At 55.2% G+C, this 24,842-nt stretch carries 20 protein-coding genes, 2 pseudogenes and 1 other annotated feature; of the genes and pseudogenes, 13 read left to right on the top strand and 9 right to left on the bottom strand.

The genetic code is table 11. From position 1 onward, the window contains the following. Positions 1 to 22: 22 nt before the first annotated feature. The 3 genes from citC to DXX3274_RS10130 all read right to left on the bottom strand — a co-directional run bounded on the left by citC (position 23) and on the right by DXX3274_RS10130 (position 3,458). On the bottom strand, positions 23 to 1,066 hold the full coding sequence (citC, locus tag DXX3274_RS10140) for a [citrate (pro-3S)-lyase] ligase (protein ID WP_038659247.1): 1,044 nt from the start codon (positions 1,064 to 1,066) through the stop codon (positions 23 to 25). Between the two features lie 75 nt (positions 1,067 to 1,141). Further along, positions 1,142 to 2,026, bottom strand: a complete 885-nt coding sequence (locus tag DXX3274_RS10135) for a fumarylacetoacetate hydrolase family protein (protein ID WP_042859686.1) — start codon at positions 2,024 to 2,026, stop codon at positions 1,142 to 1,144. A gap of 64 nt (positions 2,027 to 2,090) precedes the next feature. Beyond that, entirely contained in the window at positions 2,091 to 3,458 is a 1,368-nt protein-coding gene (locus tag DXX3274_RS10130) for a 2-hydroxycarboxylate transporter family protein (protein ID WP_042859685.1), read from the bottom strand. Positions 3,459 to 3,885: 427 nt separating this feature from the next. On the opposite strand from DXX3274_RS10130, the pseudogene DXX3274_RS10125 reads away from it, so the two are divergent. The 3 genes and pseudogenes from DXX3274_RS10125 to DXX3274_RS10115 all read left to right on the top strand — a co-directional run bounded on the left by DXX3274_RS10125 (position 3,886) and on the right by DXX3274_RS10115 (position 8,593). After that, a pseudogene (locus DXX3274_RS10125) lies at positions 3,886 to 5,534 on the top strand (ATP-binding protein). After that, positions 5,506 to 6,231, top strand: coding sequence for a response regulator (locus tag DXX3274_RS10120; protein ID WP_042859683.1), 726 nt, complete (start codon positions 5,506 to 5,508; stop codon positions 6,229 to 6,231). Before DXX3274_RS10125 ends, DXX3274_RS10120 begins: the two are co-directional and overlap by 29 nt. A gap of 403 nt (positions 6,232 to 6,634) precedes the next feature. Then, positions 6,635 to 8,593 carry a methyl-accepting chemotaxis protein gene (locus DXX3274_RS10115; RefSeq protein ID WP_042859682.1) on the top strand — a complete coding sequence of 653 codons (1,959 nt, stop codon included), beginning with the start codon at positions 6,635 to 6,637 and terminating at the stop codon, positions 8,591 to 8,593. Positions 8,594 to 8,735: 142 nt separating this feature from the next. Here the strand turns inward: DXX3274_RS10115 and DXX3274_RS10110 are convergent, their stop codons facing one another. Next, complete coding sequence (locus DXX3274_RS10110) at positions 8,736 to 9,557, bottom strand: SDR family oxidoreductase (protein ID WP_042859681.1); 822 nt, start codon at positions 9,555 to 9,557, stop codon at positions 8,736 to 8,738. A 247-nt stretch (positions 9,558 to 9,804) separates the two neighbouring features. Here DXX3274_RS10110 and hisL point away from each other — a divergent pair, with 247 nt between their 5' ends. The 10 genes and pseudogenes from hisL (at position 9,805) to DXX3274_RS10065 (ending at position 17,961) form a co-directional block, all read left to right on the top strand. Next, on the top strand, positions 9,805 to 9,852 hold the full coding sequence (gene hisL / locus DXX3274_RS23710; RefSeq protein WP_107760798.1) for a his operon leader peptide: 48 nt from the start codon (positions 9,805 to 9,807) through the stop codon (positions 9,850 to 9,852). Beyond that, positions 9,828 to 9,950 (top strand) — a sequence feature (His leader region). Its footprint overlaps the gene before it by 25 nt. 62 nt (positions 9,951 to 10,012) lie before the next feature. After that, on the top strand, positions 10,013 to 10,912 hold the full coding sequence (hisG, locus tag DXX3274_RS10105) for an ATP phosphoribosyltransferase (protein WP_038659269.1): 900 nt from the start codon (positions 10,013 to 10,015) through the stop codon (positions 10,910 to 10,912). 4 nt (positions 10,913 to 10,916) lie between these two features. Continuing rightward, a complete protein-coding gene (gene hisD / locus DXX3274_RS10100; RefSeq protein WP_042859680.1) occupies positions 10,917 to 12,227 on the top strand; it encodes a histidinol dehydrogenase in 1,311 nt (436 codons plus the stop codon). Then, a complete protein-coding gene (hisC, locus tag DXX3274_RS10095) occupies positions 12,224 to 13,294 on the top strand; it encodes a histidinol-phosphate transaminase (protein ID WP_042859679.1) in 1,071 nt (356 codons plus the stop codon). Before hisD ends, hisC begins: the two co-directional genes overlap by 4 nt. Positions 13,295 to 13,308: 14 nt before the next feature. Continuing rightward, on the top strand, positions 13,309 to 14,376 hold the full coding sequence (gene hisB, locus DXX3274_RS10090) for a bifunctional histidinol-phosphatase/imidazoleglycerol-phosphate dehydratase HisB (RefSeq protein WP_042859678.1): 1,068 nt from the start codon (positions 13,309 to 13,311) through the stop codon (positions 14,374 to 14,376). Then, on the top strand, positions 14,376 to 14,966 hold the full coding sequence (hisH, locus tag DXX3274_RS10085) for an imidazole glycerol phosphate synthase subunit HisH (protein WP_042859677.1): 591 nt from the start codon (positions 14,376 to 14,378) through the stop codon (positions 14,964 to 14,966). The genes hisB and hisH overlap by 1 nt, the downstream gene beginning before the upstream one ends. 6 nt (positions 14,967 to 14,972) lie before the next feature. Further along, a pseudogene (gene hisA / locus DXX3274_RS10080) lies at positions 14,973 to 15,712 on the top strand (1-(5-phosphoribosyl)-5-[(5-phosphoribosylamino)methylideneamino]imidazole-4-carboxamide isomerase). Further along, positions 15,694 to 16,470 (top strand): imidazole glycerol phosphate synthase subunit HisF, encoded by a 777-nt coding sequence (gene hisF / locus DXX3274_RS10075; protein ID WP_042859676.1) that lies wholly within the window; start codon positions 15,694 to 15,696, stop codon positions 16,468 to 16,470. The pseudogene hisA and the gene hisF overlap by 19 nt, the downstream one beginning before the upstream one ends. After that, positions 16,464 to 17,078, top strand: coding sequence for a bifunctional phosphoribosyl-AMP cyclohydrolase/phosphoribosyl-ATP diphosphatase HisIE (gene hisIE / locus DXX3274_RS10070; protein ID WP_042859675.1), 615 nt, complete (start codon positions 16,464 to 16,466; stop codon positions 17,076 to 17,078). Before hisF ends, hisIE begins: the two co-directional genes overlap by 7 nt. A gap of 247 nt (positions 17,079 to 17,325) precedes the next feature. Beyond that, positions 17,326 to 17,961 (top strand): hypothetical protein, encoded by a 636-nt coding sequence (locus DXX3274_RS10065; protein WP_050569854.1) that lies wholly within the window; start codon positions 17,326 to 17,328, stop codon positions 17,959 to 17,961. A gap of 131 nt (positions 17,962 to 18,092) precedes the next feature. On the opposite strand, the gene DXX3274_RS10060 is transcribed toward DXX3274_RS10065, so the two are convergent. From DXX3274_RS10060 to aroA, 5 genes are all read right to left on the bottom strand, one after another. After that, the gene (locus DXX3274_RS10060) at positions 18,093 to 19,988 is read right to left on the bottom strand and encodes an amidohydrolase (protein WP_042859674.1); all 1,896 of its coding nucleotides are present in this window, start codon (positions 19,986 to 19,988) and stop codon (positions 18,093 to 18,095) included. Positions 19,989 to 20,409: 421 nt separating this feature from the next. Further along, entirely contained in the window at positions 20,410 to 20,694 is a 285-nt protein-coding gene (gene ihfB / locus DXX3274_RS10055) for an integration host factor subunit beta (protein ID WP_012884945.1), read from the bottom strand. 90 nt (positions 20,695 to 20,784) lie between these two features. Then, the gene (gene rpsA / locus DXX3274_RS10050) at positions 20,785 to 22,494 is read right to left on the bottom strand and encodes a 30S ribosomal protein S1 (protein WP_071603939.1); all 1,710 of its coding nucleotides are present in this window, start codon (positions 22,492 to 22,494) and stop codon (positions 20,785 to 20,787) included. A gap of 68 nt (positions 22,495 to 22,562) precedes the next feature. Then, on the bottom strand, positions 22,563 to 23,249 hold the full coding sequence (gene cmk, locus DXX3274_RS10045; protein ID WP_042859673.1) for a (d)CMP kinase: 687 nt from the start codon (positions 23,247 to 23,249) through the stop codon (positions 22,563 to 22,565). A 194-nt stretch (positions 23,250 to 23,443) separates the two neighbouring features. Continuing rightward, positions 23,444 to 24,733 (bottom strand): 3-phosphoshikimate 1-carboxyvinyltransferase, encoded by a 1,290-nt coding sequence (gene aroA / locus DXX3274_RS10040; RefSeq protein WP_042862021.1) that lies wholly within the window; start codon positions 24,731 to 24,733, stop codon positions 23,444 to 23,446. Positions 24,734 to 24,842 lie beyond the last annotated feature (109 nt).

The following is a 24,842-nucleotide window of genomic DNA, read 5'->3' as shown; positions in this document are numbered from 1 at the left end:
TGCTTAATACATTAAAAACACGTTACGCACAGGCGAGCTCGCCATAGCGTTGTAAATGCGCAAACGTAGTCGCCGGGACGATCTCACGGATATGTTCAAACTGACGCAGCTTCAGTAACCGGCGCACTTCAGAGGCGGAAATCGCCAGGCCGGAGTGTTCGCGAGTGCGTTCAATTTCCACCACTTCCAGCGCCGGCGCGGCAACCTGCCCGGCCTGCTCCAGCCAGTGGTGCATATCCTGGTTATAGCGATGCGTTACCGGGCAGAAGGGTTCCGTGCCGACAAAGCGCCGGGTAATACCGAGCGCCGGTGCGATGTACTGGCGAAAGATGATCAGATCCAGCGCCGCATGGGCCTGAGTAATCAACTGCTCTTCTTTCAGGAAATAGCCCGGAAACGTGGCTTTGGAGATCATGTATTCCGACCCGGCGTGAACCGTCAGATTCGGGATGTGCGCTACCCCCTGACGTACCATGTCCAGCCGTTCGGTGAACGGGAAAAAGGACACATCTTCCCGTACCACGAAGATATGCAGCCAGTCACAGGCGCGGGCGGCTTGCTCCGCCAGATAACAATGCCCCAGCGTGAACGGGTTGGCGTTCATCACGATGGCGCCGATATCCCGGCCCGGTTTGACCTGCGCCGCCAGGGACTGGCAATACTGTTTGATGCCGATAGGCGTGTTTTCCATCAGCACGGCCTTGTCTTCATAACAGGCCAGCGGGTAGAAACCGCAACCGCGGAAAACCGTGATATTGCAGGGGCGGGTGTAGAGAAACAGATGGAACTGGCCACGTTCGGCGGCGAACTGCACCACCTCGTTCACCACTTTCACCCCCAGATTGAGGTCACGATAGCCGGGATCCACCGCCACACACTTGATGGTATTCGCGCACAGCCCGGCACAGGCAACCAGTTGGCCGTTATGCCTGCCCACCACAAAAAACTCGATATCCTTGTCCATGCCCAACTGGCACATGCCGAGAAACTGACTGACTTCAGCCACTTCACGGGGTTGGACGCGGACATCCAGCGTGGAAAAAGTAAAACTCTCATCGGCGTACATAACGGTTATCCTGCTTTTTGCTGTACCACATAACACGTGGGGTCGACGCCCCCGGCGAACCGGAGGCGATGCCTGTCAGTGACCCACAGCGGCGGGCGCCGCTAGCGGGGTTTTCACCGGCTGGGCGACTTCACCAATGGTGTTGCGCAGGTGACCCACGTTTTCAATTTCCACTTCAATGCTGTCGCCCGGTTTCATGAACAGCGGCGGAGTACGTTTCTTACCAACGCCGCCAGGCGAACCGGTAATGATCACGTCGCCGGCGCTCAGCGCGGTGAAGGTACTGATGTATTCAATCAGATCCGCCACTTTGTGAATCATGCTGGCGGTGTTGTCGTCCTGCACCATGCGGCCATTCAGGTAGGTACGGATGGCCAGAGCGTGCGGATCCGGGATTTCGTCACGGGTAGTGAGATAAGGCCCGAACGCACCGGTTTTCTGCCAGTTCTTACCGGCGGTAAACCAGCTGTGCTGCCAGTCGCGAGCGGAGCCGTCCATATAGCAGCTGTAACCGGCGACAAACGACAGCGCCTCGTCGCGGCTGATGTTCTGACCGTCTTTACCGATGATGACCGCCAGCTCGCCTTCATAGTCGAACTCGCTGGAGTAGTGCGGCTTGAGCACCTGGGTGCCGTGGCCGGTCTGCGAGTCGGCGAAACGCACAAACAGCGTCGGCGCCGGGTTCTGTTCGTTGAACTCTTTACGTTTATCGGCGTAGTTCATGCCGACGCACAGGATTTTGGACGGTGCCACAATCACCGGCAGGAAGGTCACGTCTGCCACGGCGACGTCCGGAGTCTCGCTCTGGAAAGCAGCGGCTTCCTGGAGCGCATCGCCAGCCAGCAACGCTTTCAGGTCCGGGTAACGGTCGCCGAGCCGGCTTCCCAAATCAATCAGGCCCGCAGGCGTGTGGATCCCGTAGCTGTTTTTGCCGTGATGGCGGTAACTTGCAAGTTTCATAATCTTTCCCGTTTAAATAAGGCCGCTTGCTATCGCGGCGTTATTTGTTTTTGTCATACAACCGTCACACCAGGAACTTGCCGAGAACCAGCAAGGCCACGGAGACGTTGATTGCCCCACCGATACGGGTGGCAATCTGAGCGAACGGCATCAGCACCATACGGTTGCCGGCGGTGAGAATAGCCACATCGCCGGTACCGCCCTGCCCGCTCTGGCAGCAGGAGATGATGGCAACATCAATCGGGTGCATACCGATTTTCTTGCCGACGAAGAAGCCAGTGGTAACCAGCGCCACCACGGTGGACACGATGACGGCCAGGTTAGTGAGGGTAAACGCATGAACCAGTTCTTCCCACGGCGTGATGGCGACGCCCACAGCGAAAAGAATCGGGTAAGTCACTGACGTCTGGAAGAATTTGTACACCACCTGAGAACCTTCCAGCAGGCGGGGAGACGCACCGTTCAACAGCTTCACGATGACCGCCGCGAACAGCATGCCAACCGGTGCCGGCAGGCCAATCAGTTTGTGACCCAGCATACCGATCATGTACAACAGGATGGCCAGCAAGGCGCCCGCAGCCAGATTGGCCGGGTCCATTTTGCCGCTCAGCGCGCTGGTGAGCGTGGCCGGAGCCTGTTCGGTGCCGTTTGGCTTGTTCGGCATCAGGTCGCCTTCGCCCGTCAGGTGCGGATAACGTTTACCCAACTGGTTCAGTACACCGGCAAGAACGATAGCGGTCAGGCTGCCCAGCATAACGATCGGCAGGATGCGGCCCAATGCAACGCCTTGCTCCATATGCAGCAACGTCGCGTAACCAATCGACAGCGGAATAGCGCCTTCACCCACGCCGCCAGCCATGATCGGCAGTACCAGGAAGAAGAAGATCTGGAACGGGTCCATACCCAACGTAATGCCGACGCCCATACCGACAATCATGCCCACTATTTCACCGCACAGCATGGGGAAGAAAATACGCAGGAAGCCCTGAATCAGCGTCTGCCGGTTCATGCTCATGATGCTGCCGACGATAATGCAGCAAATATACAGATACAGAATGTTGGTGGATTTGTAGAACTTGGTGGTGGAGTCTACGACCACCTGCGGCAGCAGGCCGTAATACACCAGCGCGGACGGAATAAAGGTGGCGCAGATGGCCGCCGCACCCATTTTGCCGATAAGCGGCAAACGTTTACCGAACTCACCGCAGGCAAAACCGAAGAACGCCAACGTGGCAACCATCACCACGATATCGCTGGGCAGCTTGCCTTCAAGGCAGTCCAGCGCAATCAATAGCCCGGCCAGGATAAACAGCGGCACTGGAATAACGCCAATCTTATAGTTATCCAGAACGTGCCACCATTTTTCTTTTAATGAAACCTTCCCAGAGGCCTCATCTTTTACAACGATATAAGAATCATCAGTGGTACTCATAACTTTCTCCCCTTGTTATTTTCCCGGGCATAGTAAGAGGTCGACACCAATTATTATGTGACAATCTTCAAATTAAAAAATGAGTTTTAATGGTGCTTATGGTTTTTATGGTTTTTATTAATTTTCCAATATAAATCAATAAAATAAAAGATCATTGGGCAGGGATTATTTTCGTGGTTTTTATGGTTTCTATGAAGCGAATGGCACCTATTCCGCCAATGGAATTATATGTTGAAAAAAAGTAATTAAAATGTCCTCTCTCCGTGACGTTTAATTTACGCTTTATTTAAAACTGCAGAAATAAGAATACTATTTTCACAATTTACGCGGAGCGCTTCACAAGACTATTTTTTATACCCTTTCTTGTACGCCTTTCATGATAAATTAGCCATCTTCGTTTCCGCGCTTTACCGGTGATTAGCACATTATGACTGTCAGGCTCCCGTTCCATCTCAAGCTGTTCATCTACCTGATGATCTTTTTTTCTCTGCTGCTTATCACCGCGGGGCTTTACTATTACCGGGCGGTAGACCAGCAACTTTATGATGAACTGGGCAGCCGGGCGCAGATTCAGGCGCGTGAAATCGCGATTATTCCCTCACTGGTTGAGGCGGTAAAACACGGCGACACTACCACCATCGACGACCTGGTCGACCAAATCAAGGCACGCAGCGACGCCAGTTTTATCGTCATCGGCGATCGCAACGCCACCCACCTTTATCACTCGGAAGAACCCTCGCTGCTCGGCACCGAAATGATCGGCGGCGATAACAAAGAGGTGCTGGAAGGGCAAAGCACCATCACGCTGCGTCGCGGTGCCATCGGTATTTCGCTGCGCAGCAAAGCGCCGATCATGGAAGGCGACCGGGTCATCGGCATTGTGTCGGTGGGGTATCTGAAAAAGCGTATCGACAACCTGACGCTCAGCAAAGTCGCCCATGTCGGCTTGCCTATCGTCGCCATGCTGGTTGCGCTGTTCTTTTTCTCCTGGTGGTTCTCCCGCAATCTGAAAAAACAGATGTTTGGGCTCGAGCCGCTGGAAATACGCCTGCTGGTCAGGCAGCAAAAGGCACTGCTGGAGTCTATTTACGAAGGCGTGATCGCCATCGACAAGCAGCGCAACATCGCGGTGATCAACCATGCGGCAAAAGATTTGCTTGGTCTGACCATGCCCTCATATCAGTTACGCGGTAAACCGATCGATGATGTCATCGCACCGGTGCCGTTTTTCTCTAATGAAGATATATGGGTCAACGATACCCATGATGAAATCTGCCGTTTCAACCAGATTACGGTTATCGCCAGCCGTGTACGCATCATGCTGGAGGATGAACTGCAGGGCTGGGTCATCAGTTTTCGCGACAAGAATGACATTCATACCCTGAGCATGCAGCTCAGCCAAGTGAAACGCTACGCCAACAGCCTGCGCATTCTGCGACACGAACAACTGAACTGGACCGCCACGCTGGCCGGGCTGCTGCACCTGCGGCGCTATGACGAAGCCGTGCGCTACATCGAGGCGCAATCCGAAGGCGCGCAGGTGGTGCTGGATTTTATCTCCAGCCGTTTCTGCTCCCCGGCGCTCTGCGGCCTGCTGCTGGGCAAATACGCCAGCGCCCGTGAAAAAGGCATCGAACTGCATTTTGATCCACGCTGCCAGCTCAACGATATCCCCGTGTCCCTCGGTGAAACCGAGTTGATGTCAATTATTGGGAATTTAATCGATAATGCAGTAGAAGCCACGCTGGCCAGTACCCCGGCTTATCATCCTGTCGAAGTGTATATCCACGATGGTGAGCAGGAACTGGTCATTGAAGTCGCCGATCAAGGTACAGGGATTGACCCCGCCATTGCGGATCGGGTATTTGAAATGGGCGTCACCAGCAAACAGGAAGGCGATCACGGGCTGGGCCTGCATCTGGTTTCCAGCTATGTCAGCCAGGCACAGGGTGTGATCGAGGTTTCTGACAATTCGCCTCACGGCGCTATTTTTTCTATTTTCATTCCGAAAACCACCATATAACCAAAAACAGGGAATACGAGCACCATGCCGATTGCGAGCACCATGCCGACTGAACGAACCATTGAAAACTTCGACGTACTGATCGTTGAAGATGAAAGAAAGCTGGCAAATATCCACGCGGAATTTATCGAAAAGAATTTCGCGCTGCGGGTGGTGGGCACTGCGTCAACCCTGAACGAAGCCAAACGCATGCTGCAACAGTACAAACCCCGGTTGATGCTGCTGGATAACTACCTGCCGGACGGCGAAGGCGTTCAGTTGATCGAAAGCGACCTGATGCGCAGCATCAACTGTTCGGTGATTTTCATCACCGCCGCCAGCGACATGAACACCTGCGCGCAAGCCATTCGGTGCGGCGCCTTTGATTACATCATCAAGCCGGTGTCTTATCCGCGGCTGCGCTCATCGCTGGAACGCTTTATCCAGTTCGTCAAAACCCAGCATACCTACAAGGTCGTCGATCAGCAGAACGTAGACGTGCTTTACCAGTTGCAGGCGTCTACCGTACCTAACGGGCCGGGCAGCAAAGGCATTGAAGAAAACACCCTTAGTCTGATCAAACAGATCTTTCAGGACGATCCGGAGGCGCTGTTCTCCGTGGATGAAGTGGTGGAGAAAACCGGATTAAGCAAAACCACGGCCCGGCGTTATCTGGAGTTTGGGCTTGAAAACCATTTTCTGGATGTAGAAATGCGCTACGGCAAGATCGGCCACCCCCGGCGTCTCTACCGCAAAAAGCACCTGGACTGACACGCGCGTTCGAGCGCCCTTTCCTGCCCGCGATACCGGCCGCCTCTTGCCGGTATCGCGTCCCCCTCGCCAGCCGCCTCTTCACGGTATGTTTTTACGGTAGAAAAGCCTCGTGTGACGTCAGGAGACCTGGGTGGGGCGTAGCTCGGTCAGCGGCAGAATAGCGTGTTTCCAGCCGGCCGTCGGTTTCAGTCAACAGACCTAATTTGCTTAGGCATTTCGCCAGATAAACAGCCTCACGTCACAAAAAACTATCAAGCAGCGCAAGTACAACTAAATCTCTATACTGCTGGCACCGATAACACACTGACCGGGCGTCACAAAACGTGGCTTATGCACCACCGACGTTCACGGCACCAGACCAATAACAACACTCAGGTAATTTATTTCAAGGAGTACGGCAATGGGGTTCAGCAGCACGATAAAAAATACCAAAATTTCTCACAAACTCTACCTGGGATTCGGCGTAGTGTTATTGCTGGTGGTAATGGCGTCCTCACTCAGCGCGATACGCTTTCGCGACATTCGCGATATCTACGAAAAAACCAATCTGATTTACAACATCAACATTGAAGTCTTCCAGGCCAAAATCAACCGTCTGAAATATTTCTATACCCCGGACGACAGCACGCAAGCCGTTCTGACCGGCTTCGTCAAACACGCCGCCGACCTGACCCAAAGCGCCCACACGCTCTCCTGGCACAGCGACGAACTCGATTACATCAACGATCTGGACAAGATCATGGTGGATTTCCAGAAATCGGTCGCAGATATGTCAACCGCCACGCAACAGGTGGTCGCACTGAGAAAGCAGATCGCCGCGCTGAATGCGCAGGATGCCGTCAAAAGCTTTCGCGACGGCCTGCAAAATCAGCAACTGGACAACGCGTTGTACCAGCGCGTGGAGGAATTGGCTTACGCCACCGCGTCGCTGAAAAACCTCTCGTATGAATTGCAGCTTAGCGGCACTGACGATGCCGCCAAGGCGTTTAGCAGCCGCTATGCCGAGGCGCAGAAGGCTTATCAGGCCCTGCTGCCGACGCTTTCCGGCGAAACGCAGAAACTGGTGGAAGACCTCTGGAAATACACCGGGCAATACGCCTCGCAGAATCAGGACTATTCCCGTGCCTGGAGCGATTTGAAAAAAGCGGAAAATGCCGTGAAGACCGGTGGGGATAAAAGCAGCGCGGTGATCAAGTCCCTGATCACGACGGTGAAAAACCAGAACGATGCGCTGGCGTATGGTTCGGCCAACATTACGCTGCTGATCGGGTTGATCGCGGTGATCATCGGTATCCTGATTGCCGTCTATATCATTCGCCAAATCACCCGCCCGGTGATGCATAACCTGATGCTGGCGGAACGCATCGCCAGCGGCGACCTGACCGCCACTATCAACGTGGATCGCCACGATGAACTGGGCAAGCTGACCGCCGCGATGGCCGCCATGAACGATCGTCTGCGTCAGATGATTTCCGATGTCCGCGACAGCGTTGGTCATGTCACCCATTCTGCCGCCGACATTGCCGCCGGCAATAGCGATCTCGCCTCCCGAACTGAACAACAATCCGCCGCCGTGGTGCAAACCGCCGCCAGCATGGAAGAACTGACGTCAACGGTGAAGAACAACACGGAAAACGCCCGTCATGCCAGCCAGATTGCTTCCGACGCGTCCCAAAATGCGCATAAAGGCGGCGAAGTGGTGCAAAACGTGGTGAAAACCATGGATGATATCGCCGCCAGCTCGCGGAAAATCGCCGATATCACAGCGGTCATCAATAGCATCGCTTTCCAGACCAACATTCTGGCGCTGAACGCCGCCGTGGAAGCCGCTCGTGCCGGCGAACAAGGGCGCGGTTTTGCCGTAGTAGCCGGCGAAGTGCGCAACCTCTCCCAGCGCAGTTCCCAGGCCGCCAAAGATATCGCCGCCCTGATTGCCGAATCCGTGGAAAGAACCAATGCCGGCAGTACGCTGGTGGCGGAAGCGGGACAAACCATGGAGAGCATCGTTAACTCGGTATCCCGCGTTAACGATATTATGGGCGAGATTTCTTCCGCCTCGGAAGAGCAAAGCCGCGGTATCGAACAGATCTCCCGCGCCATCACTGAGCTGGACAGCACCACGCAGCAAAACGCCGCGCTGGTTTCGCAGTCATCCTCTGCCGCCAATGCGCTGGAAGAGCAGGCGATGCTGCTGGAAAAACTGGTCGCCACGTTCCGGCTGTCCGAATCCTCAGCGCCGTCACCGCACCCTACGGCGCTAAACAACCCGCGTCGCCCGCTGCAAGCCCTGCCCGCCGCCGGTAAGGCGTCGGCAAAACCGGCCGCTAAAAACCATCAGGACGACTGGGCTTCCTTTTGAGCACGCTGACTTGTGAGCGCGCTGACTTGATCGTTCCGACGTTATCCTGACAAACGGCCCGTCTCTGACGGGCCGTTTCTTTTGGGTACACACGAAAATCAGAGGGGGCGGATGTTAACGAGGGAACCGCCGCCATCCAGACCTAAAACACCATCGTCATCGGGTCCGGGTGCTGATACTCAAATCCCAGTTCGCTGCAGATCCGTTGCCCGTCAATCAATCTGGCCTGCGCGGGGTCGCCCGGCAGAAACTGTGGCGGCTCCATCCCCATCTGGCGCGCCTGCGCCGGATAGAAATCCTGTTTAGCCGGATGCGCCGGCGCGCACAGGTTATAGAGATGCCCGCCATGCGGACGCCGCAGCAACAGCGTAATCGCGCCGATCACGTCCTCCAGATGGACCAGATTCACGCCGTGACTACCATCCGGCAGATCGCGCCGTCCGGCAAGAAAACGCCCCGGATGGCGATTGCTCCCCACCAGTCCGGCCAGCCGCAAAATATCCACCTCGGTGTGAGGCAAGGCGTGCAGCCACTGCTCCAGCGCCAGTAAGACCTTGCCCGTACCGGTTTCCGGCTGTAACGGACTGTTTTCTTTCACCCGGCCGCTGAGCGGTCCGTAGACCGAAATGGAACTGGTGTACATAATGCGCGGCACCCCCAGCGCCAGCGCGCTATTTACCACCTGCTGCACCGCCTGCAGATAAGCGCCGCCAGCCCGCTCAAGGCGCCCCGGCGGCAAGGTGATAATCAGCGTGTCCACATTCAACAGTATGTCCAGTTCGTCCGGCTCGCACTCCAGCTCCGGCGTCAGGCACAGGCGATAGCACTCCACACCGGATAGCCGCGCCGCCGTTACGCCATCATCGGTGCTCTTGCTGCCCACCACCCGATACCCCCGGCTCTGTAACGCCAGCGCCAGCGGCATACCCAGCCAGCCTAGTCCGATTATCGCTACCTTTTTCATCGTCGTTCTCCCGCCCTTCCGGCATGTCTGTTTCCGGATGCATACTCCGCGCTTTTCATTATGTACCCTTATCGCCCATCTGGCGGCAATGTGATTTGCGCACACGATGATTTGTACACGCCATAGATTTGTACACACCATAGATTTGTACACTGTGGGGTAAAAAAATGTTGCGCTATCACATCAACATGGTTTAGGTTAACCAACAGACAACATCACTCTACTTTGACGACAAAGAGACGAATTCATGTTACGCGTTAAATTCAACCACCATCATCACCATCACCCTGACTAGTCTTTCAGGCGATAGGTGCTGGAAGACACTCAGATCTTCCAGTGGCGGTAGACGCGTAAGAAAAGCCCCCGGAAGATCGATTCCGGGGGCTTTTTTTTGGCCGGAATTTTTAAAAAAGCCTGCTTAACAGGCATCACAGACAGGATAAATTGAGGTTCACATGCTGGATAAAACACGTTTACGTATCGCGATGCAGAAATCAGGCCGCCTGAGCGACGACTCTCGGGAGCTGCTGGCCCGCTGCGGCATTAAAATCAACCTGCACCAGCAGCGCCTGATCGCGTTTGCCGAAAACATGCCTATCGATATTCTGCGCGTACGCGATGACGATATTCCGGGGCTGGTAATGGATGGCGTGGTGGATTTGGGCATCATCGGCGAAAACGTGCTGGAAGAAGAGTTGCTCAACCGTCGCGCACAGGGCGAAGACCCGCGCTACTTCACGCTGCGCCGTCTGGATTTCGGCGGTTGTCGCCTGTCGCTGGCGATGCCGCTCGACGAGGAATACACCGGCCCGCAATGTCTGCACAATAAACGTATCGCTACCTCCTACCCGCACCTGCTCAAACAGTACCTCGATAAGCAAGGCGTCAATTTCAAATCCTGTCTGCTCAATGGCTCGGTGGAAGTGGCGCCGCGCGCCGGTCTGGCTGACGCCATCTGCGATCTGGTTTCCACCGGCGCGACGCTGGAAGCCAACGGCCTGCGCGAAGTAGAAGTGATTTACCGCTCCAAAGCCTGCCTGATTCAGCGCGACGGCGAGATGCCGGCCGAGAAACAACAGCTGATCGACAAACTGTTGACCCGTATGCAGGGCGTGATTCAGGCGCGCGAATCCAAGTACATCATGCTGCACGCGCCCAGCGAGCGTCTGGACGAAGTCATCGCGCTGTTGCCGGGCGCCGAACGTCCCACCATTCTGCCGCTGGCCGGCGATCAGAATCGCGTCGCCATGCACATGGTCAGCAGCGAAACCCTGTTCTGGGAAACCATGGAAAAACTGAAAGTGCTGGGCGCCAGCTCTATTCTGGTGTTGCCGATTGAGAAGATGATGGAGTAACGCCATGAGCAACCGCTTCAACACCCTGATTGACTGGCAGGCCTGCACCGAAGAGGAGCAGCGCCGGTTGCTGACCCGCCCGGCCATCTCCGCTTCCGATCGCATCAGCGCAACTGTCGGCGAAATTCTGGCAAAGGTGCGTGATAACGGCGATGCCGCGCTGCGTGAATACAGCGCCCGCTTTGACAAGGTGCAGGTCGACAGCCTGCGCGTATCCGCCGAAGCCATTGACGCCGCCGCCGCACGTCTGGGCGACGACATCAAACAGGCGATGGCGACCGCCGTTCGTAATATCGAAACCTTCCACAACGCGCAGAAGCTGCCATCGATCAATGTGGAAACCCAACCGGGCGTGTGTTGCCAGCAGGTAACCCGCCCGATCGCCAGCGTCGGTCTGTATATTCCGGGCGGCTCCGCTCCGCTGCTGTCCACGGTATTGATGCTGGCGACGCCGGCGCGCATCGCCGGCTGCCAGCGTGTGATTCTGTGTTCGCCGCCGCCGATCGCCGACGAGATCCTGTATGCGGCAAAACTGTGCGGCGTGCAGGAAGTATTCCAGCTGGGCGGCGCGCAGGCGATTGCCGCTATGGCGTTCGGCACCGACAGCGTGCCGAAGGTGGACAAGATTTTCGGCCCCGGCAATGCCTATGTGACGGAAGCCAAACGTCAGGTTAGCCAGTTGCTTGACGGTGCGGCCATCGACATGCCGGCCGGTCCGTCCGAAGTGCTGGTGATTGCCGACAGCGGCGCTACACCGGATTTTGTCGCGTCCGACCTGCTGTCGCAGGCGGAACACGGCCCGGATTCGCAGGTCATCCTGCTGACGCCGGATGCCGGCATGGCACAGGCGGTAATCGAAGCGGTGGAACGCCAGTTGGCAACGCTGTCCCGCGCCGACATCGCCCGTCAGGCGCTGGCCAGCAGCCGGGTGATCGTGGCGCGCGATCTGGACCAGTGCATCGACATCAGCAATCAATACGGCCCGGAGCACCTGATTATCCAGACCCGTAATGCCGAGACGCTTGTCGAGCGCATCACCAGCGCCGGGTCGGTTTTTTTGGGTGACTGGTCACCGGAATCTGCCGGCGACTATGCGTCCGGCACCAACCACGTGCTGCCGACCTACGGCTACACCGCCACCTACTCCAGTCTGGGACTGGCGGATTTCCAGAAACGCATGACGGTACAACAGCTGTCGCCGCAAGGTTTGCTGGGGCTGGCGTCAACCATTGAAATCATGGCGCAAGCCGAACAGCTGACCGCCCACAAAAATGCCGTTACCCTGCGCGTCAACGCCCTCAAGGAGCAAGCATGAGTATTGAGAATCTGGCTCGCGACAACGTCCGCCGCCTGACCCCGTATCAATCCGCGCGCCGTCTGGGCGGTAATGGCGATGTCTGGTTGAACGCCAACGAATACCCGCAAGCGCCGCAGTACCAACTGACCTTGCAGACGCTGAATCGTTACCCGGAATGCCAGCCCGTGCAGGTGATTGAACGCTATGCCGCCTATGCCGGGGTGAAACCGGAGCAGGTGCTGGCGAGCCGCGGCGCGGACGAAGGCATCGAGCTGCTGATCCGCGCGTTCTGCGAACCGGGCAAAGACGCCATTCTGTTCTGTCCGCCGACCTACGGCATGTACGCCGTCAGCGCCGAAACCTTCGGCGTGGAGCGTCGCATCGTGCCGTCGACCGTCGACTGGCAACTGGACCTGGCCGCTATCGAAGGCGCACTGGATAACGTCAAAGTGATTTATGTCTGTTCGCCCAACAACCCGACCGGCAACCTTATCAACCCGGAGGATCTGCGCCGCCTGCTGGAACTGGCGCGCGGTCGGGCCATCGTCGCCATCGACGAAGCCTATATCGAGTTCTGCCCGCAGGCGAGCACGGTCGGCTGGCTGGCGGAATACCCGCATCAGGTGGTGCTGCGCACACTGTCCAAAGCTTTCGCCCTTGCCGGCCTGCGTTGCGGTTTCACCCTCGCCAGCGCCGAGGTGATTCAACTGCTGCTCAAAGTGATCGCCCCCTATCCGCTGGCGCTGCCGGTGGCGGATATCGCCGCGCAGGCGTTGAGCGAGGCCGGGCTGGCGGACATGCGCCGCAATGTGGCCGAGGTGAGCGAAAACCGCCGCTGGCTGAGTGAATCGCTGAAAACCCTGCCGAACGTAGAAACGGTATACGCCAGCGAAAGCAACTACCTGCTGGTGCGCTTCGCCGATTCGCCAACCGTCTTCAAAACCTTGTGGGATCAGGGCATTATTTTACGCGATCAGAACAAACAGCCGGGGCTGGCGGGTTGTCTGCGCATTACCATCGGCAACCGCTACGAGTGCGAGCGCGTCATCGGCGCATTGCAGGCGTTGTCCGGCAAAACGGCATAATTTGAGGAATCACCGTGGGATTAAAGTATCTTTTCATCGACCGTGACGGCACGCTGATTGCCGAACCGCCCGAGGACTTTCAGGTAGACCGGCTGGACAAGCTGGCGCTGGAGCCGGATGTCATTCCGTCGCTGCTTTCCTTGCAAAAGGCCGGTTTCAAACTGGTGATGATCACTAATCAGGACGGCCTGGGCACCAGCAGTTTCCCGCAGGAGAATTTCGATCCGCCGCACAATCTGATGATGCAGATTTTCACCTCGCAGGGCGTGCGTTTCGAGCGAGTGCTGATTTGCCCGCACTTCCCCGGCGACAACTGCGACTGCCGCAAACCGAAAACCGCGCTGGTGGACGCGTTCCTGAAAGACAACGTGATGGACAACGCCAACAGCTACGTGATTGGCGACCGCGAAACCGACGTCCAGTTGGCGCAGAACATGGGCATCACCGGCCTGCGTTACCAACGCGACGGCCTTAACTGGCAGGCAATTACCGCCCAGTTGACCAAACGCGACCGTCATGCCCACGTCAACCGCGTTACCCGTGAAACCGCTATTGACGTTAACGTCTGGCTGGACCGCGAAGGCGGCAGCAAGATCCATACCGGCGTCGGCTTTTTCGACCACATGCTGGATCAGATTGCCACCCACGGCGGTTTTCGCATGAATATCGACGTAAAAGGCGATCTGTACATCGACGACCACCACACGGTGGAAGATACCGGGCTGGCGCTGGGCGAAGCGCTGAACAGCGCGCTGGGCGACAAACGCGGCATCGGCCGTTTCGGCTTTGTACTGCCGATGGATGAATGTCTGGCGCGCTGCGCGCTCGATATCTCCGGCCGCCCGCATCTGGAATACAAGGCGGAGTTCAGCTATCAGCGTGTCGGCGACCTCAGCACCGAAATGGTGGAACACTTCTTCCGTTCCCTCTCCTACGCGATGGGTTGCACGCTGCACCTGAAAACCAAGGGCCGCAACGACCATCACCGTGTCGAAAGCCTGTTTAAGGTCTTTGGCCGCGCGCTGCGTCAGGCCATCCGGGTGGAAGGCGACACCTTGCCCAGCTCCAAAGGAGTGCTGTGATGAATGTGGTGATTCTGGATACCGGTTGCGCCAACCTGTCGTCCGTGATGTACGCGGTCAAGCGGCTGGGGTATGACCCGCAGGTCAGCCGCGAACCGGAAGTGGTGCTGCGCGCCGATAAACTGTTTCTGCCGGGCGTCGGCACCGCGCAGGCGGCGATGGATCAACTGGCCGAACGTCAGTTGATCGACCTGGTTAAAGCCTGTACCCAGCCGGTGCTGGGCATCTGTCTCGGTATGCAGCTGCTGGGCCGCCGTAGCGACGAGAATAACGGCGTGGATACGCTGGGCATCATCGATACGCCGGTGGTGCCGATGGTCGATCGCGGCCTGCCCTTGCCGCACATGGGGTGGAATCAGGTGACGCCGCAGGCCGGTCACCGCCTGTTCCGCGATATTCCGGACGGCTCGTACTTCTACTTCGTGCATAGCTACGCCATGCCGGTTTGCGCCAGTACCATTGCCCAGTCCCACTATGGCGACGCCTTTACCGCCGCGGTGCAGAAGGATAACTTCTATGGCGTCCAGTTCCATCCGGAACGCTCTGGTGCTGCGGGTGCCCAGCTACTGAAGAATTTTCTGGAGATGTAAACGGACATGATTATTCCCGCATTAGACCTGATTGATGGACAGGTGGTCCGTTTGCATCAGGGCGATTATGGTCAACAACGCCAATACGGCAGCGACCCGCTGCCCCGCTTGCAGGATTACCAGCAGCAAGGGGCGCAGGTACTGCATCTGGTGGATTTGACCGGCGCCAAAGATCCGGCGGCGCGCCAGATTCCGTTGCTGAAAACCTTGCTGGCCGGCGTTTCCGTGCCGGTGCAGGTTGGCGGCGGCATCCGCACCGAGCAGGATGTGGACGCGCGTTGCTGGCGGCCGGCGCCAGCCGGGTGGTGATCGGTTCCACCGCGGTAAAACAGCCGGAACAGGTGCAGCAATGGTTCACCCGCTATGGCGCGGACGCGCTGGTACTGGCGCTGGATGTACGTATTGACGCCGACGGCGTGAAAAATATCGCCATCAGCGGCTGGCAGGAAAACTCCGGCATCACGCTGGAGCAAACGGTAGAACGTTATCTGCCCTTCGGTCTGAAGCACGTGCTGTGTACGGATATCTCCCGCGACGGTACGCTGCAGGGTTCCAACGTCGAGCTATACCGTGAAATCAGCGCCCGCTATCCGCAGGTGGCGTTTCAGGCATCCGGCGGCATCGGCTCGCTGGCGGATATCGCCGCTCTGCGCGGCAGCGGCGTACAAGGCGTGATTGTCGGTCGGGCCTTGCTGGAAGGTAAATTCAACGTGACGGAGGCGATTTCATGCTGGCAAAACGGATAATCCCTTGTCTGGACGTGCGTGACGGCCAGGTGGTGAAAGGCGTACAGTTCCGTAATCACGAAATCATCGGCGATATCGTACCGCTGGCTCAGCGTTACGCGCAGGAAGGCGCCGACGAGCTGGTGTTCTACGATATCACCGCGTCATCCGACGGCCGTGTGGTAGATAAAAGCTGGGTGTCCCGCGTGGCGGAAGTGATCGACATTCCGTTCTGCGTCGCCGGCGGCATCAAAAGCGTGGAAGACGCCGGACAGATCCTGTCTTTCGGCGCGGATAAAATCTCCATTAACTCGCCGGCGCTGGCGGATCCGGACCTGATCTCGCGTCTGGCGGATCGCTACGGCGTACAGTGCATCGTCGTCGGCATCGATACCTGGCATGACGCCGACACCGGCCGCTATCATGTCAATCAGTATACCGGCGATGAAAAGCGTACCCGCGTTACGCAGTGGGAAACGCTCGACTGGGTGCAGGAAGTACAGAAACGCGGCGCCGGTGAAATCGTACTGAACATGATGAATCAGGACGGCGTGCGCAATGGTTATGACCTGACGCAACTCAATCAGGTGCGCGACGTCTGCCGCGTTCCGCTGATCGCTTCCGGCGGCGCCGGCACCATGCAGCACTTCCTTGAAGCGTTTCAGGACGCCGGGGTGGATGGTGCGCTGGCCGCGTCGGTATTCCATAAGCAAATCATCAATATTGGCGAACTCAAACAGTTCCTTAAGCAACAAGGCGTGGAGATCCGGGTGTGTTAACCGAACAACAGCGAAACCAGCTCGACTGGCAAAAAACCGATGGCATGATACCCGCCATCGTACAACATGCGGTTTCCGGCGAAGTACTGATGCTGGGCTATATGAATCAGGACGCATTACGGGTTACGGAAGAGACGGGTAACGTCACGTTCTATTCCCGCACCAAGCAGCGCTTATGGACCAAAGGTGAATCCTCCGGCCACTTTCTCAACGTTGTATCGATCACGCCGGATTGCGACAACGACACGCTGCTGATTCTGGTCAACCCGATTGGCCCGACCTGCCATCTGGGCAACAACAGCTGTTTCCACCCGGCAGAAACACAGTGGCAGTTTTTGTACCAGTTGGAGCAACTGCTGGCGGAGCGTAAGCACGCCGATCCGGCCAGTTCCTATACCGCACAGCTGTATGCCAGCGGTACCAAGCGCATCGCCCAGAAGGTCGGTGAAGAGGGTCTGGAAACCGCGCTGGCGGCCACGGTGCATGACCGCGAAGAATTGACCAATGAAGCCTCCGATCTGGTCTATCACCTGCTGGTGCTGCTGCAGGATCAGGAGCTGGATCTGGGTACGATCATTCAGCGCCTGAAAGCGCGCCATAACCGCTAATGCGTCATCCGCTTCACCAGCCATCCCCCGCCGGTGAAGCGTTTCCCCCTTTCCCCGTTCTTTCCCATCCTTGGCAAAACATTCGGCCGGTTTAACCGCGTCTGCGTGTATCGCGTTGATTAAACTTTATTCGCTTACAGCAGCTGCGGACGCAGCAGAGTTTCGCTACCGCAGTCAACCTGGCCCACTCCTGTGAGACGGAAATGCATCGCAGGATGCGGCCATTTCACCCAGCAAGGAAAACGATATGCAACAAAAAATACGAGACTACAAACTCACAATGTTAGGTGCTGTGCTGGCGTCCCTGATTAGCCAGGGTGCATCAGCGGCGGACGCAAAAGTGGAAAGCCTGATCAAAAAGAACGGACTGGATAATACGCGGGTACTGAGCATGTACCAGAATGGCGGCCTACAGATTCAAACTGAAACGCCAAACAAGCTTATCCTTGTTAATCCCAAAGTCCGCGCTACCGATGAGAATGCGGCCAAAGCGATGTACTGGTATCGAGGTATGCAATTTGCCGAATACAAAACTTTCGACGCCAATAAATATACCACCCTACCCTGCGTGCAACAGGACAGCTTTTGCGGCATTACACCGGAATATACTTACGCAGCTCAATATCTGACCATCGAAAAACCCGGTGTCATGATTCAATTCAGTACGATAGAACCAGGCTGGCTTTACAGTGAATTCAACAGTAAGCATCACTGCCAAATCAAAGCGGAAGGCGGCGGCACCTTTGGGCTCGGGGTAAAAGGAACATCGGGCAGTTGCGATGCCGAATATAAGCAAAAGGGCCTAGGTAACGTTTTCAACACCTGGCTGCGCTCTCCTCAAAAAATAGAACCCATTCTCGCCTACGTGCTTCTGGCGAAATAATCCCGAACCAGTGTGTCGTCGGTTCACTGCCAAAGAAACGCTGCGGTATTTATCCTCAGAGCGTAAACGGCATCAATAATTACGTATTCAGCTACAGGAATGACCTGTAGCTGATGTGCAACGGTCTGGATTTATGACGCTGATTTTGGATACGTCTGCCAGCCGCCTTTCCAGGTTTCCAGGACGGGAATATCGCGCATACCCGCCACAGGGTTATTTTTATCGGCGCTATGATAAGTGATGGGGGAATCGGCCAGAATGACAAAATCAGCGCATTTTCCGGCGGTCAGTGACCCAACCCATTGCTCAGCATGACATTGCCAGGCGGCATCATAAGTCATGGCTTTTAGCGCGTCGAACCGGGAAATGGACTCCTGCTCATTCAGCACAGGCGACTCACCACTAGCCGGCGCTCCTTCCATCACACGGGAAATCGCCTGCTCCATCATGCGCAGAGGCCCCAGCGGCGTCACGCTGTTATCGCTATGCAGGGTAATTCTCATGCCTTGTTTTAACGCGGATTGGCAGCGGTCAAGCAAGCTGGCACGCTGTTCGCCAAGAATGGTCTGCTGAAATACCCATCCCCAATACCCTACATGACCGATCAAAAAACTGGGAGAAATACCTAGCGCTTTCATATCATCAAGATTCTGATCGGAAAGCAGCGAGGCATGTTCCATGCGATCTCGCCGCTCGTTATATGTGCTCTGTGTCACTCCCGCCTGCTTGAAGGCCAGCAGGGTACGGTCAATCGCCTGCCCGCCATTGGCATGAATCATTAACGGCCAGTTATATTGCACCGCTTCTCTCACCAAATGATTAAATACCGTTGGGTAATCAAAGTTGAAGACCCCAATATTCTGCTCTGATGCGTTTTTTTCATAATTATTATCGCAGCAATACGGCTGTAGTTGGTATCCCGTCAATCCCTGATTCGACCCATCGGAAACAACCTTAATACATGGCAGGTTAAAGCGACTATCACCTGTATTTGGGAGGTATCGATTATTTATTTTGTTTTTAAAATCATCCGGGCTTGTCACTACCAGCGCCCCGCCAACTCTGGTGGGGCAACGGCTGGCACGCGCTTTTAACTTCAACAACAACGGCTGGTTGAGCAGAGATTTTCCATCCCAGGGCTCAATCCCCGCATCAAATAAATAAGTCACGCCCCGCTGACTGGCTTGCACAAATAAATTGTCAATGGCTTGGTTTAACTGGAATGGGAAGGTTAACGGATTCTGGCTGCTGGTAATAACAGCGATAACGGGGGCAATACCTTCTATTTCAGCCAGAATACCATCGGGACTGATGGTGATCGGCTGGCCTTTGTCTTTATAGTACTGCTGAACGACAGTGATCGCATGGTTGTTAATATAGGCAAGATGCATCGACGCATTCATGATAAAAACCGGCTTATCCGTCCCTATTTCCTGATCGAGGATAGTGGCATTGAACGCCTTATCATCGCCAAGGAAAAGGGAGGGATCGACGTTATGACCAATCACCCATCCCCCCATATACGGACCACTTTTCATGACACGCTTCAACTGTGATGTCACCCATTGCCTGGTGTATTGATCTTCTGGTTTCTGAGCCACCTGAGAGCGCAAATTCTGTCCAATAAATGGGCCAACATCCGTTGCCAGATTCAGAACCGCAGTAGGAATGATATGCACATGGGGTTCAATCAAACCGGGAATGAGCGTTTGGCTGCCCGACAGTACGCGTTCCTCCGTACCGGGCGGCATCTGCGTTTTGACATAATCATATGACCCGGTGGCAACAATGATGCCGTCCTGAATCCCCATCGACTCAACTGATACGCTCTGACCATTCTCCAGCGTCAGGATGGTTCCCCCAGCGGCGCCATTAGCGTCCGTTGTAATACGGAAGATACGTGTTTCTGTTTTTACCTTATTGATATCATTGGAGATGTTGATAATAATATCCGGGATGAAAGACTTCCATAATGGGCTACAACAGGAACAGGTAATACTGTCAGAATGATTGCATGCGTGCGTCATAAAATTTCCTTCCAACAATGAATTATTTAGAAAAACCAATATAAAGCTGGTCTACAATGCAGAATTCTTCAAGTTTGGAAATCAACTCATGACTTCTATCGAAAATTGTTATTGATATTTAATAATTTTTTATGGAGTCAGTCGTTCTTTGAAACATACCGTGCCTATATCGGCTTAATAGTTAAATTACCATTTTTTATGTATTGCCACAGTCATGGCATTTTCAGGAAATTAGTCATGAATCTAAGGGCTAGGCAGTATTTCTGCATCAGAAAAACATGTGGACCGGGCAAAAAAAGCGCATCAATGAAGAGTATTTCAGGCAGGAAACAGAGGGGAAAATGTTCAACAACGCCTTGTTGTGACAAAAAAATAGCACCCGGCTGGGTGCTATCTATGAAACAGGCGTATGGCTGGTTAATCAGCCATAAATGTTGGCGCGATCGCGTAATTCTTTACCCGGTTTGAAATGAGGAACGTATTTACCTTCCAGTTCCACTTTCTCGCCAGTTTTCGGATTACGGCCCACACGCGGTGCACGGTAGTGGAGTGAAAAACTGCCAAACCCGCGGATTTCGATGCGATCACCGCTGGCCAATGTTGTGGCCATCTGTTCCAGCATCTCTTTTACCGCATCCTCAACCACCTTGGCCGGGATATGAGATTGCTGTCCAGCAAGTCTTTCGATAAGTTCAGACTTGGTCATGATTCCTCCAAGCATGTGGTCAATTACTGCCACGTTAACTTACTACCGTTTGAGGCCGGGCGGCAAGCATCGCCGCCCAACCCACCGTCATTACTCGCCTTTTGCAGCTTTGAAAGCTTCCGCCATGGCGTTAGAGAAGTTGCCTTCTTCCTGTTTGTTGTTAACAGAAGCGATAGCATCTTTCTCGTCAGCTTCATCCTTGGCACGGATGGACAGGCTGACAACGCGGTTTTTGCGATCAACGCCAGTGTATTTGGCTTCGATCTCATCACCCACGCTCAGAACCAGGGTTGCGTCTTCGATGCGGTCACGAGAGGCTTCAGAAGCGCGCAGGTAACCTTCAACACCGTCGGCTAATTCAACTGTAGCACCTTTGGCGTCAACAGCGGTGACTTTACCTGTAACAATTGCACCTTTCTTGTTAACAGACAGGTAGTTGTTGAACGGGTCTTCAGCCAGTTGTTTCACGCCCAGGGAGATACGCTCACGCTCGGCATCAACCTGCAGAACCACAGCAGCGATTTCGTCGCCTTTCTTGTATTCGCGAACGGCTTCTTCGCCAGCTACGTTCCAGGAGATGTCAGACAGGTGCACCAGACCATCGATGCCGCCATCCAGACCGATGAAGATACCAAAGTCAGTGATGGACTTGATTTTGCCTTCTACGCGGTCACCCTTGTTGTGGGTTTCAGCGAACTGCTGCCACGGGTTGGCTTTGCACTGTTTCAGGCCCAGGGAGATACGACGACGTTCTTCGTCGATGTCCAGAACCATAACTTCCACCACGTCGCCCACGTTAACCACTTTGGACGGATGGATGTTTTTGTTGGTCCAGTCCATTTCAGATACGTGTACCAGACCTTCAACGCCTTCTTCGATTTCTACGAAGCAGCCGTAATCAGTCAGGTTGGTTACGCGACCAGTCAGCTTGGTGCCTTCCGGATAGCGTTTAGCGATAGCAACCCACGGATCTTCGCCCAGCTGTTTCAGGCCCAGGGAGACACGGGTACGCTCGCGGTCGAACTTCAGCACTTTAACAGTGATTTCGTCGCCCACATTGACGATTTCGCTCGGATGCTTAACGCGTTTCCAGGCCATGTCGGTGATGTGCAGCAGGCCGTCAACGCCGCCCAGGTCAACGAATGCACCGTAGTCAGTGAGGTTCTTGACGATACCTTTGACTTCCATGCCTTCCTGCAGGTTTTCCAGCAGCTGATCGCGCTCGGCGCTGTTTTCGGATTCGATAACGGCACGACGGGAAACAACAACGTTGTTGCGTTTCTGGTCCAGCTTGATCACTTTGAACTCAAGCTCTTTGCCTTCCAGATGCAGGGTGTCACGTACCGGACGGACATCAACCAGAGAACCCGGCAGGAACGCACGGATACCGTTCAGCTCAACGGTGAAACCGCCTTTCACTTTACCGTTGATAACACCGGTAACAGTGGCAGATTCTTCGTAAGCTTTTTCCAGCATCAGCCATGCTTCGTGACGTTTAGCTTTTTCACGGGACAGCAGAGTTTCGCCGAAGCCGTCTTCTACCGCGTCCAGAGCTACGTCTACTTCATCACCAATCTGGATTTCAATTTCACCCTGGGCGTTTTTGAACTGCTCTACCGGAATGGCAGATTCAGATTTCAGGCCGGCATCAACCAGGACAACGTCCTTGTCAATAGCAACCACAACGCCGCGAACGATGGAACCCGGACGGGTTTCAATTTCTTTCAGGGATTCTTCAAAGAGTTGAGCAAAAGATTCAGTCATGTTGATAATCTTTGGGTTTTTAAATTTAACGTCCATCTGGCTTCCTGCTCGATGGGGTTGTTTCACATCCCCGCCACATCCTTGCGGCGAGGTAAAAAATAATATCAGGCCAATTGAGGCAATATCTGGCGCACATGCGCCAATGCCAGCCCGACCACTTCATCCAGCGTCATATGCGTGGAATCCAACACCAGTGCATCCGGTGCCGGCACCAACGGCGCAACCGGTCGATTACGGTCGCGCTCGTCACGCTCTTTAATCTCGGACAAAAGACGTTCAAAGTTAACATTAAAGCCCTTTGCCTGCAACTGGAGCATGCGACGTTTGGCGCGTTCTTCCGCACTGGCATCCAGAAAAATCTTCACTGGCGCATCAGGGAACACCACCGTTCCCATGTCGCGACCGTCGGCAATCAGCCCCGGTATTTCGCGAAATGCGCGCTGACGACGCAACAACGCTTCGCGTACCCGCGGGAATACGGCGGCCTGAGACGCCGTATTGCTCACTTCCTGGCTGCGAATCTCATTGCTGACATCTTCGCCTTCCAGGATAACTTTCAGTTGCCCGTTTTCCGGCACAAACCGCACATCCAGATGCGACGCTATCGGCACCAGCGCCTCCTCGGAGGCAATGTCCACCTGATGATGCAGGGCTGCCAACGCCAGCACACGATAAATCGCGCCCGAATCCAGCAGATTCCACTGCAGCGCGTTAGCCAGCGCCTTGCACAGGGTTCCCTTGCCCGCACCACTTGGCCCGTCAACCGTAATTACCGGTGCAGTCACCGCCATCTCTTACTCCTTACAAAACAGGGAAATCGCATGTCATTGTAGACAATACAATAAGTCATTATACCCTGCTGTGGCAGCAAGCGTGAAATTAAAGACTTATTACTGCAGAAGATCGGGAAAATATTGTGATACCCAGAGTATAACGCTAAATGTTGACGCACAGGGCCATATCGCGGACCTGTGCGTCAGAAACATCAGTCGTGCTGGCTCAGGCGCTCCAGTTGCTGGAAGTAATCCGGGAACGTTTTGGCGGTGCATTTAGGGTCGAGAATGGTCACCGGTGTGTCGGACAACGCCACCAGCGAAAAGCACATCGCCATACGGTGGTCATTATAAGTGCCGATTTCAGCTGCTTTCAGCTGCGCTGGCGGTGTAATGCGGATGTAGTCATGCCCTTCTTCCACCTCGGCGCCGACCTTGCGCAGCTCCGTCGCCATAGCCGTCAGACGATCGGTTTCTTTTACGCGCCAGTTGTAGATATTACGCAGCGTCGTCGTCCCGCCTTCGGCAAACAGCGCGGTAGTGGCGATGGTCATTGCCGCATCGGGGATATGGTTCATATCCATATCGATGGCGTGGAGATTACCGCGCTGACATTCGATATAGTCGTCTCCCCAGTGGATCTCCGCGCCCATTTTCTCCAGCACATCTGCAAAACGGATATCGCCCTGCACGCTATGACGGCCGACGCCGGTCACACGTACCGTTCCCCCGCGAATAGCCGCTGCCGCCAGGAAATAAGAGGCGGACGATGCATCGCCTTCCACCAGATAGTGTCCAGGCGACTGGTAATGCTGATTACCGGCTACCACGAAAGTCTGGTAATCGTTATTGATCACCGTGATGCCGAAGGTCTCCATCATGTGCAGGGTGATATCAATATAAGGTTTGGAGACCAGGTCGCCTTTAATACTGATGCGCGTATCCTGCGCAGCTAATGGCGCTGTCATTAACAGCGCAGTGAGAAACTGGCTGGATACCGAACCGTCGACACTGATGTCGCCGCCTTTGAAGCCCCCTTGCAGGCGCAACGGCGGATAATTTTCCTGCTCCAGATAGTCAATACGCGCGCCCCCCTGCCGCAACGCATCCACCAGATGACCAATCGGACGTTCTTTCATGCGAGGTTCACCGGTCAGCACGATATCGGCATCAGTCAGACACAGTGCGGCGGCCAGCGGACGCATTGCCGTCCCGGCATTCCCTAAAAACAGTTCCAGCGGCGCAGACGCCATCAGTGCGCCGCCTACTCCGACGATTTCGCACTCTGTGCGACTGCCCGACAGGTGGTATTCAACGCCCAATGCACTCAGCGCATTAAGCATATGACGGACATCGTCGCTGTCCAGCAGGTTGGTCAGGCGAGTCGTGCCTTTGGCTAATGCCGCCAACAGCAACGCACGGTTAGAAACGCTTTTGGAACCCGGCAGATTGATCGTGCCGTTAATCAATGAAATCGGTTGTAGGGTCAGGGATTCCTGCATGTGAAACATGTTCTCCAAGAGTTAACACAAAAACCCCGGCCAGATACCGGGGTTTAAAATCAAAAGCAGCACGTTGTCGCGCTATACCCGTCATACTTCAACTCGAATT

The sequence above is a fragment of the Dickeya sp. NCPPB 3274 genome (assembly GCF_000406205.1).
GTDB classification, from domain to species: Bacteria; Pseudomonadota; Gammaproteobacteria; order Enterobacterales; family Enterobacteriaceae; genus Dickeya; species Dickeya fangzhongdai.
This window is presented reverse-complemented; position numbering and strand designations above follow the sequence as displayed.